Raw genomic sequence first — 15365 nt, forward strand, 5'->3', positions numbered from 1 at the left:
GTCGAGCGACTGAACCGCTTCCAGGCGGCGCTGCTTACACCCTACGCCAGCATGGCTGCCCTGTTGGCCGACGAACAGGAAGCCGGGCTGCTCCACATCCATCCGGTGCTGCTGGCCCTCTCGGCCGAAGGTCTGCCACAGAAGGAATACGGACGGATTGCGCGCGTGTTCAACGCCAAGGTCGGCAACAGCTACGCCGCATCGGAATGCATGTTCCTCAGCTACATGTGCAGCGAAGGCAATGCCGGCATCGTTGTATCCGGGGCTGCAGTGATGCTCTTCGGATCTCCGCTTCCCGATCTGATCATCGGACTGGTGGTTGGTGGAATCGTTATCAAGGGCGGCTGGGACATTCTGGAGGAGGCGCGCGAGGCGCCACGCGAGGGCTTGCCGAGTCGCAAAGATTGATGAAGCCCCCGGTCGTTCCCGGCGTCGACTGCGCTCCAAGCAGGTTTGACTGACCGTGCACATCGCTAGTGGGTAGTCTCGGTGTCGCTGCGCAGAACACGGCTCCAGTTTCGATGATATTCAGCTTGATTCTGTAGCGGCTACAGGAGGTACGCTGACGCATTGTTTGGCATCACTCAAGGGGATCGGGTCTCGCCGATGCGTCGTCGGCAGTCTTCAGGTTATTTGATCTTCGAGGACTGCGGTCGGGCGTCCGGTCACATCGGTTCAGAGGCCGGGACCTAAGCTGAAGGAGGCAGGCCTCTGAAGATCGAACTCCGCCATCTTCGCTATGCTATTGCCGCAGCTGAGCATGGGAGTTTTCGGCGCGCGGCGAAGGCCCTGCAAATTCAGGAATCTGCCATCAGCCGGCGTATCCGGGATCTGGAAGATGAAATCGGAGCGGCACTTTTCATTCGCCACCATGGCGGCGTTCATCTCACCCAGGCGGGCAAGCGATTCCTCGTTCGCGCGCGTAAAGCGATCAATCAGATTGGTCATGCCGCAATAGACGCCGGTTCCTTCGGGCGCGGCGAAGCGGGAGTTGTACGCATCGGAATATTCTCCTCCCTTGCATCGGGATTTCTCGCTGATTTGCTACGCGACTATGTCTCAGCAAATCCGGGCGTCCGCCCCGATCTTGTTGAGGGTGGCCCGCGAGGGCACATCGCAGCAGTCCAAAGGCATCAATTGGATGTGGCCTTCCTAACCGGCACGCCGGTCGCCGACGGTTGCGATCGGGCGCATCTGTGGAATGAACGCGTTTTCGTGACTTTGCCGAGTGACCATGAATTGGCGCATAGGGATGAGATCTCTTGGGATGATCTGCGCGACCGACATTTCATCGTTAGCGAGACCGACCCCGGACCCGAGATCCACGACTATCTGGTGAAGCATCTCGCCGAGCTGGGTCACCATCCGAGTGTCGAACGTCACGGAGTGGGCAGAGACAATTTGATGCCGCTCGTCGCTATAGGTCAGGGCCTGACCCTAACCAGCGAGGCGACTACGGCCGCACACTTTCCGGGCGTCATCTACCGGCCGTTGGCGAACGAAGTCCTCCCCTTTTGCGCGATTTGGTCGCCGCAGAACGACAATCCGGCGCTCAGACGCCTGCTAAGTCTGGCGAGGACTATGTCGAAGCGATCCAGATCGCACCTGCTCACAACTAGAGCAGCGACTAATCCTTCGCCGGCTCCTTCGGCGGATATACGTGGCGGGCATGCCCGGCCTCCCGACGCACCTTCGCGAAGCCTCGATCAGTCGCCATGAAGCGTTCCACCATCGGGGCGATCAGCTTGGCCGGCTCGCCCACAGGCTGGCCCGTCTCCCGGCCCAGGACCTCCGCGTAGGCGACGAGGTCGCGATGCACCGCGGCGGGAAGCTCGATGTTGAGTTTGACGGGTCGGTCGTCGGCGATGGGTCCGAGTTTCAGTTTCGCCATGAATCATCCGCCATAGGGTTCGAGGACAAGGTCGCGCGTAACGACCACGCGGACCGGAAAGCCGGGCCGGATGGTCAGCGTCGGCGCCACATTGAGCTGGCGCCGAACGATCTGCTGGCCAGCATCGTTGATCGTGTCCTGCGCACCGCCGCGAATGGCGCTGATGGGGCGATCGTTGTCGTCGGCAGCCAGTTCCGCCCCGACGCCGAGCAGGGTCGAGAGTGCAGCCGCCTTGGCGATGTCCCACCAGTGATAGTCGACGCCGTCCTCAAGCCCGGCATAGCCTTGCGTGTCGGCTCCAGATTGACGTTCCAGTACAATGGAACGCCCGTTCGGAAAGATCAGCCGGTTCCAGACGAGCAATACCCGACGCTGGCCGAAGCCCACATCATTGCTGTACTCGCCGATGATGCGGGTGCCCTGGGGGATCAGGAGCATGCTGCCCGTCGGACTGTCATAGATGTGCTGGGTGACCTGCGCAGTGATCTGTCCGGGCAGATCGGAGCGAATGCCGGTGATGAGCGCGGCGGGGATGACGGACCCGGCCTGTAGCACGTAGGGCGACGCTGGCGGCATGACGCGATCGGGCGCAACGGTGCGCCTGTCCACGGGACCGCTGAGGAATGCGACATCACTGTTCTGAGCGGCGGGCGGTCGACCGCCGAGACTGAGACCCACGGTTTCGGGCGCAGGCGTAGAATTCGCCGTGGCCGGGGTGGTCTGGAAGAAGACCCGGCTGGTGCGCGCCGCCTCTTCTTCTGCAAGGCGTCGTTGTTCTTCCGGATCGACTGCCGGCGTGTTCATCGTGGGTGGGACGACGGGCCGCCCACGCTCCTGGGCATCGAGGATCGGCCGGCCGAGATCGCCGGGCAAGGCGGGACCGAGCACCGGGCCGGTATAGTCGCGTGGCAATTCGTTGAGCCCATCCGCGGTGCTGCGGTTCTCGGTCGAATAGAGCTCCTCGCTGCTAACTCCGTCCTCCGGGGTCTGAAGCGCATAGATGAGCGCACCACCGACGCCGAGCGCGGCGACGAGGCCGATGCCGGCCAATACCCGACGAGAGAGACGCGTGACGCGCGGAGGATTGCCGCGCAGCCGCATTGGTTCGGCCGTGTCGGCGGGCGATGCGGTGAGCGGAGCGCTTTCGTCTTTATTATCATCGATATCGCTCATGACGCAGGCCTCCCGTCGATTCGCACGATCCTGACTGTCTGCTGCCGGTCGCCGCTGCCGAGACGCAGCTCGGCGGCCGCGAAGATGCGGTCCACGATCAGGATGTTGCGATAGATGCGGCTGTTGACGATCTCCGGCTCTCCATCGGGGCCGAGCACGAAGAGCGGCGGCATCTCGCCCTGCACGATTCCGGCGGGGAAGATGATGTAGACCCGTCGCCCGTCATCGAAGACCGACACCGGCCGCCAGGGCGGGCTGTCGCCTTGCATGCCGTAGCGATAGTGTCGCGCCGAGGTTGCTGGAATGGTCGGAGTGGCCGGCGTCGCGCGCTGCGTGGCCGGCGGCTGCGGATAGGCCCAGGCGACCGCCGGCATGTAAGGTTGCTCTTCGGCGCGCAGTTCGATCATATACGTCCGGCGATCGGTGGTGACGACGAGGTTGGTCGTGATGTCCGGACGTGTCGGCTTGACGAGGATATGGACGCGCCGTGTCGCGCCGGAACCGCTTGTCGTGTCGCCGATGATCCATCGTGCCGTGTCGCCGGCGGCGATCGGCCCCGCCCCGGTGAGAGTCTCGCCGGGCTCCAGCGCGATGTTGGTGATCTGGCCTGGCGACGCATAGACCTGATAGAGCGCGCCTTCGCTCCAGGGATAGATCTGGATCGCGTTGTAATAGCCTTCCCGGCGGGGTTCGATGCGCGCTGCCGCATTGGCGCTCTCGACCTGGCCGGTCGGCGTGGACTCATCCGTACCGCCTCGTGCAACCGTCCAGGCCGGTGGCGTATGGAGCGCCCGCGGCCGTTCGTCCGTGCTTGGTCTCTGCACCGTGGGCAGCGGCGGCACGCTGTCGTCGTAGCTGATTTGCGGAGGCCGATTCGTGGCGCATCCCGCGAGCACCGTGGCGGAAAGCAGCGCAAACGCCAACGCGGATTTACGGAAAACCGGACGTGCGGGTTTGCGGAAGATCGTGCTCATTGGCTCATCTCCCGCGACCAGTTGATGGCGTTGACATAGATGCCAAGCGGGTTGGCGCGCAGCTTCTCGGCGTCGCGCGGCGGCTGGATTACGATGGTCAGGATCGCCGTCCATCGCTCGGTGGTGGAGAGCTGGCCGTTCTCGTAGTGCCGCTCGGTCCAGGCGACACGGAAGGAGTTCGGCGAGGCGCGGATGACGCTGGAGACTTCGACCGCGATTTGCTGGCGTCCGACTTTGGTGAAGGGATCGTTGGCGCGGGCATAGTCGTTGAGCGCCAGTGCGCCGCGATCGGTGGTGAACTCGTAGGCGCGCAGCCAGTTCTGACGCACGATGATCGCGTCGGCGGGGATCGCGCGCACCTGCTCTATAAAGTGCGCGAGATGGAAGGCGATCTGCGGGTCGCGGGGCTGGTAATCGGCAGTGGCAGGCGCGACAGCCTGCGCCTGGCCCAGATTGTCGACCTGCACCACCCAGGGCACGATTGAACCCGTGGCAGACTGCCAGACCAATGCTCCAGCGAAGCCGCCGGAGAGGATCAGGCAGCCGAATGCCATCAGCCGCCAGTTGCGCGCCTGCACACGTGCCGAGCCGATGCGCTCGTCCCAGACCTGGGCCGCACGCTGATAGGGCGTTTCAGGCTCGGGAGATTTGCCGTAGTGGGTCGAGGATCGTTTGAAGAAGCTCATGAGCGGTTCCCTTCGGAAAGATTGACGGAGCTGGCGCCGCCATGGCTGTCGCCGGAGCGCACGGCATGGGCAGTGGCCCGGACGCCATGGGAGAGCCGCTGAGAGCGCTTCATGCGCTTGGCCCAATCCGGAGGACCGTCGGAGGCGGATGAGGGGGATGGTGCAGCCGCAGCGGTTGCTGCACCGCTCGCATTGCCTATAGTGCCGCCCGTCGTCTCGAAGGCGGCTCGCCCGCCGGCTTGAAAGCTCTGCCTTAGGCTGCCGGAGGCGTTGGCGCTGGCGCGCCGCAGTGGAGAGACGGCGGCGCGCGCGCCTGTGCTCGCTACAGCGCCGAGCCCAGAGGCGACGCCTCCGGTGCCCGACTGACCGGCCGAGCCAAGGCTGTAGGCGGTCGCGGCGCCTCCCGCTGCGGCGACGCCGCCGCGAGCAGCGGCCGCGGTCCCAGACAGCGCCATACCGCCACCACGCGCTGCCAGACCGGCGGCGCCCGCTCCAGCGAGGGCAGCGCCGCCGACGGCAAGGCCGGTGCCGACTGCGGCCCCGGCGCCGAGCTGCGGTCCGCCGGAGACGATGCCGTTCGCGATGCCAGGGCCGAAAATGCCGAGCCCGAGCAGCGACAGCGCTGCCAGCACCACGGCCATGGCCTCGTCGATAGTGGGGGTGACACCGCCAAAGCCGGCGGTGAATTGCGAAAACAGCGTCGAGCCGATACCGATGATGACGGCGAGCACCAGAACCTTGATGCCGGACGAGATCACGTTGCCGAGCACCCGTTCGGCCATGAACGCGGTCTTGCCGAAGAGACCGAAGGGAATGAGTACGAATCCTGCCAGCGTCGTCAGCTTGAATTCGATCAGGGTGATGAAGAGCTGGATGGCGAGGATGAAGAAGGCGAGAAGCACCAGTGCCCAGGCGAAGAGCAGGCAGGCGATCTGGATGAAGTTCTCGAAGAAGGCGACCCAGCCCATAAGGTCGGAGATGGATTCGAGCAGCGGCCGGGCGGCATCGAGTCCGGTCTGGGCGACACGGCCCGGCCGCATCAGGTCGGCTGTGGTGAAGCTAGTACCGGACGCCATCAGGCCGAGGCCGGCAAAGCTCTCGAAGACGATGCGGGCGAGATTGTTCCAGTTGCCGATGATGTAGGCGAAGACGCCGACAAACAGGGTCTTCTTCACCAGACGGGCGATGATGTCGTCGTCGGCGCCCCATGACCAGAACAGCGCGGCCAGCGTCACATCGATGACGATCAGCGTGGTGGCGATGAACGCCACCTCGCCGCCGAGGAGCCCAAAGCCGGAATCGATATAGCTGGTGAAGACTCCGAGGAAACTGTCGATGACGCCCGTCCCGCCCATGGCTCGCTAGTCCTCGCTGCTCTGGGGGGTGACGGAGGTCGACGTGCGACCGAGGAAGCGATCCCGGGTTTCCGCCCAGATGCGCAGACATTCGGGATCGCGCGCGGCGGCCTCGCCCATCTGCTGGCAGCGGCGCTGAGCTGCGCGCAGCGGGTCGGCGGAAGGCGCCAGTGCCGGCGCGGAGGCCGATCGCACCGGCTCATCCTTGCGCGTCATCTCGATCACCGTCGCCGTGATGGCGAAGGCGACGAAGATGATGGCCGCGATCCGCGCCAGCATCTTGCCCTCCATCGGTTTCCCCTTTCCGGCCGTCTGGCTCGTCAGTTGCCGTTGTTGAACATCTGCGCGTTGCCGGGCTGGTAGCCGGTGCCCGGTGTGAGGAAGCGCTCGCGCTGGACACGGCCCTGTTCGGCCGCCGCCGCGCGCTCGGCGTCGGTCAGCGCCTGGGCCCGGCCGTTTGCGGCGATGACAGCCGTAAGGTCGGCGAGCTGCTGCGCCTGAAGCGCGAGGAGCTGGTTGCCGGCCTGTGCCGCCTGCAAGGCGCCGGTCGCGCCCTGGCTCTGACCGACCAGCGCCGACATTTGCGCGCGATTGGTTTCGATATTGCCGACCACGCCGGCCTGGACACGCATGGCGTCCTGAAGCCCGCCGACTGTGTTCTCCCAGCGCGATCGCGCGTCGGCGACGAGCTGCTGTTCCGACGTGCTCAGGTCGATGTTGCGGTAATTCTGCTGGAACGCCTGGTCGATCTGCTGGACGTCGAAGGCGATGTTCTGGGCCTGCTGGAGCAAAGATTGCGTGCGGCCCACGGCCTGCTGGAGTTGCTGCAACGAGGAATGTGGCAGGCTCGCGAGGTTGCGGGCTTGGTTGATGAGCATCTGCGCTTGGTTCTGCAGCGAGGTGATCTGGTTGTTGATCTGCTCGAGCGCCCGCGCCGCCTGGAGCACGTTCTGCGCATAGTTGGTGGGGTCATAAACGATCCACTGTGCCTGCGCCGGCGACGCCAGCACCATCGGCAACGCCGCGATCGGCGCGGCGATCAGAGCGGCGGCGAAGCGGGCTGCACGTGTGCGGGGTTTACGGGTCTTCATGGCAGAGTTTCCTTTTCGGCTTGGGGGATGAGATTGCTGAGGTCGGGAATGAGGTCGGCGGCCCAGTCGACGCCGCGATGGCGCAGCCAGGCGTCGAGGAATTCGTCGCGACCATGTTCAGTAAGAATGCGGGCGATGGCGGCCTGATCGGTCTTGGCGGAGGTGGCGCAGAGCGCGAGCGCCACTTCGCTGAGCCCCAGCTCGAACAGCCGGTTTCCGCGCCGCGACTGGCAATAGTAGTCGCGCTTGGGCGTCGCCCGGGCGAGGATCTCGATCTGGCGGTCGTTGAGGCCGAAGCGCCGGTAGATCGCGGTGATCTGAGGCTCGATCGCCCGCTCATTGGGCAGGAGCAATCGCGTCTGGCAGCTCTCGATGATCGCGGGCGCAATGGGGGAGCCGTCGATGTCGCTGAGGCTCTGCGTGGCGAAGACGACGCTGGCGTTCTTCTTTCTGAGCGTCTTCAGCCACTCGCGGAGCTGACCGGCGAAGCCTTCGTCGTCCAGCGCCAGCCATCCCTCGTCGATGATGATGAGGGTGGGCGAGCCGTCGAGCCGGTCCTCGATGCGGTGGAAGAGGTAGGCGAGCGCGGCCGGCGCCGCCCCGGTGCCGATCAGGCCCTCGGTCTCGAAAGCCTGAACAGAAGCTTCGCCGAGATGCTCAGCCTCCGCGTCGAGCAGCCGCCCGTAGGCGCCTCCCACGCAATAGGGCCGTAGCGCCTGCTTGAGATCGTTGGACTGGAGCAGCACCGCAAGGCCGGTGATCGTGCGTTCCGCCACCGGCGCCGAGGCGAGCGAAGTGAGCGCCGTCCAGAGATGTTCCTTCACCTCGGGTGTGATCCCGACGCCCTCCCGCATCAGGATCGCCACGACCCAGTCGGCGGCCCAAGCGCGCTCCGCTGTTTGCTCGAGGCGGGAAAGCGGTTGCAGCGAGACGCTGTGCTCGTCGCCGTCGGTCAGGCCGCCGCCGAGATCGTGCCAGTCGCCGCCCATGGCGAGCGCCGCGGCGCGGATCGAGCCGCCGAAATCGAAGGCGAAGACCTGGGCGCTCGCATAGCGGCGGAACTGCAGCGCCATCAGCGCCAGAAGCACGGACTTGCCCGCGCCGGTCGGACCGACGACGAGCGTGTGCCCGACGTCGCCGACATGAAGGGAAAACCGGAACGGGGTAGAGCCTTCGGTCTTGCCGAACAGCAGTGGGGGCGCTGCAAAGTGCTCGTCCCGTTCCGGCCCCGCCCACACGGCACTCAGGGGGATCATGTGGGCGAGATTGAGCGTGGAGATCGGTGGCTGGCGGACATTGGCGTAGACATGTCCGGGCAGCGAGCCGAGCCAGGCATCCACGGCGTTGATGGTCTCGGGCATCGCGGTGAAGTCGCGGCCCTGGATGACCTTCTCGACGAGACGCAGCTTCTCGTCGGCCACACGGGGGTTGGTATCCCACACCGTCACCGTCGCGGTGACATAAGCGACGCCGGCATAGTCGGCGCCGAGTTCCTGCAGCGCGAGATCGGCGTCCGCCGCCTTGTTCGATGCGTCGGTGTCGACCAGCACCGAGGCCTCGTTGGTCATCACCTCCTTCAGGATCGCGGCAATCGACTTGCGCTTGGCGAACCATTGGCGGCGGATGCGTGTCAGCAGCTTCGTCGCATCGGTCTTGTCCATCAAGATGGCGCGGGTGGACCAGCGATACGGAAAGGCGAGCCGATTGAGGTCGTCGAGTAGTCCTGGCGTGGTCGCTGTCGGAAACCCGGTGACGGTCAGGACGCGCAGATGCTGGTCGCCGAGTCGCGGTTCGAGCCCGCCGGCGAGCGGCTGATCGGCGAGCAGCACATCCAAATACATCGGCGTTTCCGGCACGCGGACGCGGTGGCGCTTGGTGGAAACGCACCCGTGAAGATAGGTCAGGGTCTCGGCGTCATCGAGCCAGTGGCATTCCGGCATGAAGGCTTCGACCAGGCGCAGCACACGGTCGGTCCGGTCGGCGAAGCCGGCCAGCACTTCATGCGGGTCGATCCCCTTGGACTCGCGGCCTTCATAGAGCCAGCCCTCGGCGCGGGCGGCGTCCTCAGCCGGCGGCAGATAAGTGAGGGTGAGGAAATAGCTGGATTCGAAATGCGCGCCAGCCTCCTCAAAGCTCGCCTTGCGCTCGGCATCGACCAGCGCCGACGCGGCATCAGGAAAGCGGCTGTCGGGGTAGCTGTTCGACGGATGCCGCTGCGCTTCCACGAAGATGGCCCAGCCTGATCCCAGGCGCCGGAAGGCGTTGTTCAACCGGCCGGCGACGGCGACGAGTTCGGCTGGAACCGCTGAATTGAGGTCCGGGCCCCGGAACCGCGCCGTCCGCTGGACGCTCCCGTCCTTGTTGAGGACGATGCCTCGGCCGACCAGGGCGACCCAGGGCAGGAAATCGGCGAGGCGTGCGTTGCGATTGCGATATTCGGCGAGGTTCATCATGGACGGCTCCTCACGCTCAGACCGTCAGATGCGCGGGAATGCGCAGGTGCCGGCGGCCAACCTCGACGAAGAGCGGGTCGCGCTTGGCGGCCCAGACGGCGGCCAGATGACCGATGGCCCAGATCGCGATGCCAGCGAGCCAAAGCCGCAAGCCAAGCCCGATGGCGCCCGCGAGCGTGCCGTTCATGATGGCGATGGCGCGCGGCGCACCGCCGAGCAGGATCGGCTCGGTCAATGCCCGGTGGACCGGGACCGAAAAGCCGAGCAACTCGCCGTCCTGTTCGCCAAGGCCCGCCATCAGACGAGCGCTCCGCCGCCGAAGGAGAAGAACGACAGGAAGAACGAACTTGCCGCGAAGGCGATCGACAGACCGAAGACGATCTGGATGAGGCGCCGGAAGCCGCCCGACGTGTCCCCGAAGGCGAGTGTCAGGCCGGTGATGATAATGATGATGACGGCGAGGATCTTGGCGACCGGCCCCTCGATCGATTCGAGGATGGACTGGAGCGGTGCCTCCCATGGCATGGAGGAACCGGACGCATGAGCGGCAGGCGTGGTCATCAAAGTCATGACCGCCACCGATGTCGCCGCGGCCAGGCGATGGTAGGCGTTACGCAGGGTCTGGTGCATGTGGACTTTCCTTTGCGTCTGGTGTGAGAAGAGGTGCGCCGGGCGCGAAGACGGCTGTCGCGACGCGGTAATCGCCGTCCGGCCCGAGGCCTTCCACGCGAACGAGTTCGGAAAGACGGCGGGCCGTGCCACGGCCTGACAACACCGCCACGATGTCGATTGTCTCGGCGATCAGCGCGCGCGGAACGGTGACGACAGCTTCCTGGATGAGCTGTTCGAGACGGCGCAGCGCACCGAGGGCCGAGCCCGCGTGGATCGTGCCGACGCCGCCCGGATGGCCGGTGCCCCAGGCCTTCAGAAGATCAAGCGCCTCACTGCCGCGGACCTCGCCGATGGGAATGCGGTCGGGACGCAGGCGCAACGAAGAGCGGACGAGATCGGAGAGAGAGGCCACGCCATCCTTCGTCCGCATGGCGACGAGGTTGGGTGCCGCACACTGCAGTTCGCGTGTGTCCTCGATGATGACGACGCGGTCGGAGGACTTCGCTACCTCGGCCAGGAGAGCGTTGGTCAGCGTCGTTTTGCCTGTGGAGGTGCCGCCGGCGACGAGGATGTTGGCTCGGGCCGCGACTCCGTCGCGCAACGCGGTGGCCTGTTCGGCCGTGATGATGCCGGCGGCGACGTAATCGTCGAGAGTGAACACCGCGACGGCGGGCTTGCGGATCGCGAAGGCCGGGGCTGCGACCACCGGCGGCAGGAGTCCCTCGAACCGCTCCCCCGTCCCGGGCAGCTCTGCCGAAACGCGCGGGCTCCCGCTATGGACCTCCGCGCCGACATGATGGGCGACGAGGCGGATGATCCGCTCGCCATCCTCCGGCGCCAGGCGTTCACCCGTATCGGACAGGCCTTCGGAGAGGCGGTCGATCCACAGCCGCCCATCCGGATTCAACATCACCTCGACGACGCCTGCGTCTTCGAGAAAGCGGCCGATGGCGGGACCGAGCGCGGTGCGTAACATCCGCGCGCCGCGCGCAATACCTTCCGAATTGTGATGCGAGGTCGCCATCTGATCCCCGATTTCGACGGGGACAAACCAGATGGTCCCCATGCGGGGATGATTAAAAGGGCCTGCTTTAGGGTCGATTCAACAAGGAATTAGCGTCGTCGTAGTGTGGCGTGCAAAGACAGGAGAGCGGCGGCGGTCTCCTTTGCCGACTGGTGTTATGTGTCGGCGCCGGGGTCACTTCCGGGCGTCCAGCGCGCTGCACGATGCTTCGCTCAGGTAACGGTGAATTGCCCCATCATGCCAGCGTCTTCATGCTCGAGGATATGGCAGTGAAACATGAGCGGTGTCTCGCGGCTCGCCGGCTGGTCGAAGCGAGTGAGGATCTCGGCCTCGCCGGGGACCAGAACGGTATCCTTCCACCCGGTGTCTTCGGGTCGTGGCGGCCCGCCATTCTCGGACACCACCCGGAAGCGCACGCCGTGGACGTGGAATGGATGGGCCACCATCGTGCTGCGGACATGCCAGCGCTCGACCGACCCGAGCGCCACCTCGAAATCGACCCTGTTCATGTCGAAGGGGCGGCCGTTTATGGCAAAGCCGCCGCCGCCCATCATCATGCCGCCTATGCCCATGTCGAGCGAAACCTGTCGGGTCCTGATCTCGTTGCCCGACAGATCCTCGGGTGCACCGTCAAGCTGGTCCGGCAGGCGCATGATCCGGGCCGTCTGCGTGGGATCTTTCTCGAATTGCAGAACACCATAGGGCTGACCGGGATCGCTGAGCAGCACCGGCGCCCCGCCTGCGGCGAAATCGACAAGGATCTCCGCGCGTTCGCCCGGAGCAAGCCGCAGCACGTCCAGCGCCAGCGGCGCAGGCAGGTAGCCGCCATCCGTCGCCACCAGGTGCATCAGCCGCGTGTCGTCGAAGAACAGCGTGTAGATGCGCGCGTTGGAGCCGTTCAGAAGCCGCAGCCGGACGATCCCTTCCGGCACGACCGCCGTCGCGCCCGCCTGCCCGTTCACCAGCATCCGGTTGCCGGCGAACCCGTGCATGATGTCCATCATGGAAGGGTCATAGACCATCCGTCCCGCGGCATCGAATCGTCGATCCTGGAGCACCAGTGTCAGATCATCGACACCGTACTCCGCTGGAAGACCGCGCTGGTCGTCGCGGCCGTCGGCGACATGGATGACGCCCGCCAGGCCGGAATAGACCTGTGCCGCCGTGCGTTCATGAATATGCGTGTGATACCAGGCGGTTGCCGGATCCTGAGCGATCACCATCTCCGGCCGCCATGTCGCACCGGGCGCAATGGCGAGGTGCGGACCGCCATCATGCTCTCCCGGCACCAGGAGACCGTGCCAATGCGCGCTGACAGGCTCGTCCAGCCTGTTGGTGACCTCGGTCGCAAGGTCGCCGTTCTGCACGATGATCGTCGGCCCCAGATAACCCTGGTTGAAGCCAGCGGTTGCAACGGCGGGTCCGTCACTGAATCTCCTGCTGCCAGCCATCGCTGTCAGGGACAGCCGACCCGTCGCCCGCGTATCGAGGAGTGGCGGCATCGACAGGCGTGTCAAGCGAGCGGTGTCCTGGGCAAAGGCACGCCGGGCAGGCACGGACGAAAGGATACCGGCGGTCAGGAGTGCGGAGAACGAGGAAGTCAGGAACTGGCGTCTTTTCATTCTGGTCTTTCGATAGGCATGGCGGGTGCCCGATGCTGGGCCACCCGGACCCCATGGGCAAATCGCTTGCAGTTCCCCCGTATCACGTGCCCGAGGACGGATGCCATTCCATCGTGCACGCGCTTACGGGATATCATCCTCTTGGATCATGGAAGCAAGGGAAGTCCGGTCAATCTGCCAGCAGCTTCTTGCGTTCCTCGAATTCCTTGCTGTCGATCTCGCCCTTGGCATAGCGTTCCTTGAGCAGTGCCAGGGCTCGATCATGCGCCGCATGGCCGCTGCCGGTCATCGCCGGACCGCCGAAGTGCCGGACGAGGAATACCGTCCCCGCGATGATCGCGACCACGATCAGGATCATGAAGATCGGTCCGAGTATCATGCCGAATCCTCCCCATTGGCTGCCACCCCACATCATGTCATGTCCGTAGAAGTAAGGGGCGCTAAGATCCGGAATGTCTCCGACCTGCGCAATCGCGGGATGCGCTGTTGCGATTGTTGCTGCGATGAGGCTTGTGGCCACCGCAAAGCTTCTGGTTTTCATCCGTCTCATCCTTTTGGTTGGCGATAATTGCCATAACGTACTCATATGGAGGGTGAGTAACCTCCGCGCCCTGATCTACATCAATCCCGCGATCCTGCTTTCAGGTGCTATGTTGCAGAAGGTGGCTGGAGCGGGTCGCCCCGGATGCTCGCCACGAACGCCGAATCCGGCTCGCCCGCCCTGCGGCGGCCTACCCGGTGTCGCCATTCACATAACCAGGAGAACGCTTACATGAGCTACACGATCAATCGCATGATCTCCGACGCGAATATCGACGACCTCGACGCGCGGACCCGAAAAGCGCTTGCAGACCGCGGCTTCGGCGTGCTGACCGAGATCGACGTCAAGGCGACGATGAAGACGAAGCTTGACGTCGAGATGCCGCCCTATCGCATCCTCGGCGCCTGCAACCCGAAAATGGCGCATCGGGCCATCGGGATCAAGCCTCGGGTGGGTGCGATGCTGCCCTGCAACGTCATCCTGCGCGAGGTCGAGGGCGGCGTCGAGGTCAGCGCGATCGACCCGGTGGTGTCTATGCAAGCGATCGAGAACCCTGAACTGACCGCGGTCGCGGGTGAGGTTCGCGACCTTCTGGCGAAGGCCGTCGCGGCGATCTGAGATGAATTTGCGCGCAAGGTTTCTCGCGGGTCTTGCGGTCCTCGGGATGCTGGTAGCGCACGCCATGCTCTGCGTCGAAGCCACGAGTTCGGTACGTCACGATGCTTGAGTGCGTGGCAGGACTCTACCCGTCTCGGGGAATGCGGCCAAGTCACCCGACCGGTAATCCGTTGCTCGCGTCACCGCGGAACGCGTTCGACGTCTGGCTTTATGTGCGACTACGGCGTGATTGCGACCTTCAGGACGCCGTCACGCTGGTGAGAAAAGAGGTCGTAGGCCGCCTCGATGTCGTCCAGCTTGTAGCGGTGCGTCACCAGCGGTGTCAGGTCCACACGCTCGGACCGGATGACTTCCATCAGCCGCCGCATGCGCTCCTTGCCGCCCGGGCAGAGCGTTGTCACGATGGTGTGGTCACCAAGTCCGGCAGAGAACGCACCGAGCGGTATCCTGAGGTCGCTTGAATAGACACCGAGACTCGACAACGATCCCCCTGGCCGCAGGACGCGAAGCGCGGCTTCGAACGTCGCCTGGGTGCCCAGCGCCTCGATGGCGACATCGACGCCCCGGCCATCGGTGATGCGCATGATCTCGTCCACGGGATCGACCTTCGTGAAGTCGATGACGTGGCTCGCCCCGAGCTTCTGCGAGATTGCCATCCGCTCGGCCACCCGGTCCACGGCGATGATGGTCGTCGCGCCGCTCAACCGTGCACCGACTGTCGCGCAAAGACCTATCGGGCCCTGGGCGAAGACCGCGACCGCGTCGCCGATGCGGACCCTGCCGCGCTCCGCGCCACTGAAGCCGGTCGACATGATGTCCGGGCACATCAGCACCTGCTCGTCGGTGAGCCCGTCCGGCACGGGCGCAAGGTTGGCCATCGCGTCTGGTACGAGAATGTACTCCGCCTGGCAGCCGTCGATGGTGTTGCCGAATTTCCAACCCCCCATCGGCTTCCAGCCGTGTTTCGTGCCGGCACCATCCTGCGAGCAGTAGCCGCAGAGGCAGGCGTTGCTCCAGCCGCTCGGAGTGATCGCTCCAGCAATGACGCGCTGCCCCTCCGTGTAACCGACGACCGCAGAGCCGAGCTCCTCGATCACGCCGACCGGTTCATGTCCGATCGTGAGCCCCTTCGCGACCGGATACTCCCCCTTCATGATGTGTACGTCCGTGCCGCAGATCGTGGTGGTGGTGACGCGGACGAGCGCATCGAGCGGGCCGACATCGGGGATCGGCTTTTCATCCAGCGCGATGCGGCCGGGCTCCACGAAAATGGTCACCTTCATCTTCCGGGTCATCGATAGCCTCCACATGTTTGGGGTCGCCGG

16 protein-coding genes and 1 pseudogene are annotated in these 15365 nt (G+C 65.0%); 3 read left to right on the forward strand and 14 right to left on the reverse strand.

Going from position 1 to position 15365, the window contains the following annotated elements; translation table 11 throughout:
* Together FHS78_RS19490 and FHS78_RS17175 are read left to right on the forward strand one after the other, a co-directional pair.
* Positions 1-408, forward strand: a pseudogene (locus tag FHS78_RS19490) (hypothetical protein); the annotation flags it as partial.
* A gap of 336 nt (positions 409-744) precedes the next feature.
* The gene (locus FHS78_RS17175; RefSeq protein ID WP_343042008.1) at positions 745-1719 is read left to right on the forward strand and encodes a LysR family transcriptional regulator; all 975 of its coding nucleotides are present in this window, start codon (positions 745-747) and stop codon (positions 1717-1719) included.
* Here FHS78_RS17175 and FHS78_RS17180 read toward each other — a convergent pair.
* The 13 genes from FHS78_RS17180 to FHS78_RS17240 all read right to left on the reverse strand — a co-directional run bounded on the left by FHS78_RS17180 (position 1628) and on the right by FHS78_RS17240 (position 13422).
* On the reverse strand, positions 1628-1891 hold the full coding sequence (locus FHS78_RS17180; protein ID WP_167095611.1) for a DUF2274 domain-containing protein: 264 nt from the start codon (positions 1889-1891) through the stop codon (positions 1628-1630). The genes FHS78_RS17175 and FHS78_RS17180 overlap by 92 nt on opposite strands.
* Positions 1892-1894: 3 nt before the next feature.
* The gene (locus FHS78_RS17185; RefSeq protein WP_167095612.1) at positions 1895-3064 is read right to left on the reverse strand and encodes a TraB/TrbI/VirB10 family type IV secretion system protein; all 1170 of its coding nucleotides are present in this window, start codon (positions 3062-3064) and stop codon (positions 1895-1897) included.
* Positions 3061-4038 (reverse strand): P-type conjugative transfer protein TrbG, encoded by a 978-nt coding sequence (gene trbG / locus FHS78_RS17190; RefSeq protein WP_167095613.1) that lies wholly within the window; start codon positions 4036-4038, stop codon positions 3061-3063. Before trbG ends, FHS78_RS17185 begins: the two co-directional genes overlap by 4 nt.
* Positions 4035-4724, reverse strand: coding sequence for a conjugal transfer protein TrbF (gene trbF / locus FHS78_RS17195; protein WP_167095614.1), 690 nt, complete (start codon positions 4722-4724; stop codon positions 4035-4037). The genes trbG and trbF overlap by 4 nt, the downstream gene beginning before the upstream one ends.
* Positions 4721-6079, reverse strand: a complete 1359-nt coding sequence (gene trbL, locus FHS78_RS17200) for a P-type conjugative transfer protein TrbL (protein WP_167095615.1) — start codon at positions 6077-6079, stop codon at positions 4721-4723. Before trbL ends, trbF begins: the two co-directional genes overlap by 4 nt.
* A gap of 6 nt (positions 6080-6085) precedes the next feature.
* Entirely contained in the window at positions 6086-6370 is a 285-nt protein-coding gene (gene trbK-alt, locus FHS78_RS17205; RefSeq protein WP_167095616.1) for a putative entry exclusion protein TrbK-alt, read from the reverse strand.
* A gap of 29 nt (positions 6371-6399) precedes the next feature.
* Positions 6400-7170 carry a P-type conjugative transfer protein TrbJ gene (gene trbJ / locus FHS78_RS17210; protein WP_167095617.1) on the reverse strand — a complete coding sequence of 257 codons (771 nt, stop codon included), beginning with the start codon at positions 7168-7170 and terminating at the stop codon, positions 6400-6402.
* Positions 7167-9623 carry a conjugal transfer protein TrbE gene (gene trbE, locus FHS78_RS17215; protein WP_167095618.1) on the reverse strand — a complete coding sequence of 819 codons (2457 nt, stop codon included), beginning with the start codon at positions 9621-9623 and terminating at the stop codon, positions 7167-7169. The genes trbJ and trbE overlap by 4 nt, the downstream gene beginning before the upstream one ends.
* A 16-nt stretch (positions 9624-9639) precedes the next feature.
* On the reverse strand, positions 9640-9921 hold the full coding sequence (locus FHS78_RS17220) for a VirB3 family type IV secretion system protein (protein ID WP_167095619.1): 282 nt from the start codon (positions 9919-9921) through the stop codon (positions 9640-9642).
* Positions 9921-10193, reverse strand: a complete 273-nt coding sequence (locus tag FHS78_RS17225) for a TrbC/VirB2 family type IV secretion system protein (protein WP_484555877.1) — start codon at positions 10191-10193, stop codon at positions 9921-9923. The genes FHS78_RS17220 and FHS78_RS17225 overlap by 1 nt, the downstream gene beginning before the upstream one ends.
* Positions 10194-10233: 40 nt before the next feature.
* A complete protein-coding gene (trbB, locus tag FHS78_RS17230) occupies positions 10234-11259 on the reverse strand; it encodes a P-type conjugative transfer ATPase TrbB (protein ID WP_167095621.1) in 1026 nt (341 codons plus the stop codon).
* A gap of 212 nt (positions 11260-11471) precedes the next feature.
* Positions 11472-12776 carry a multicopper oxidase family protein gene (locus tag FHS78_RS17235; RefSeq protein WP_246220572.1) on the reverse strand — a complete coding sequence of 435 codons (1305 nt, stop codon included), beginning with the start codon at positions 12774-12776 and terminating at the stop codon, positions 11472-11474.
* A gap of 274 nt (positions 12777-13050) precedes the next feature.
* Entirely contained in the window at positions 13051-13422 is a 372-nt protein-coding gene (locus FHS78_RS17240; protein WP_205305362.1) for an SHOCT domain-containing protein, read from the reverse strand.
* A gap of 231 nt (positions 13423-13653) precedes the next feature.
* Between FHS78_RS17240 and FHS78_RS17245 the strand changes: the two genes are divergently transcribed.
* A complete protein-coding gene (locus FHS78_RS17245) occupies positions 13654-14040 on the forward strand; it encodes a DUF302 domain-containing protein (RefSeq protein ID WP_167095623.1) in 387 nt (128 codons plus the stop codon).
* A gap of 218 nt (positions 14041-14258) precedes the next feature.
* Here FHS78_RS17245 and FHS78_RS17250 read toward each other — a convergent pair whose 3' ends face one another.
* On the reverse strand, positions 14259-15335 hold the full coding sequence (locus FHS78_RS17250; protein WP_167095624.1) for an NAD(P)-dependent alcohol dehydrogenase: 1077 nt from the start codon (positions 15333-15335) through the stop codon (positions 14259-14261).
* Positions 15336-15365 lie beyond the last annotated feature (30 nt).

It is taken from the genome of Parvibaculum indicum, assembly GCF_011762095.1.
Taxonomy (GTDB): domain Bacteria; phylum Pseudomonadota; class Alphaproteobacteria; order Parvibaculales; family Parvibaculaceae; genus Parvibaculum; species Parvibaculum indicum.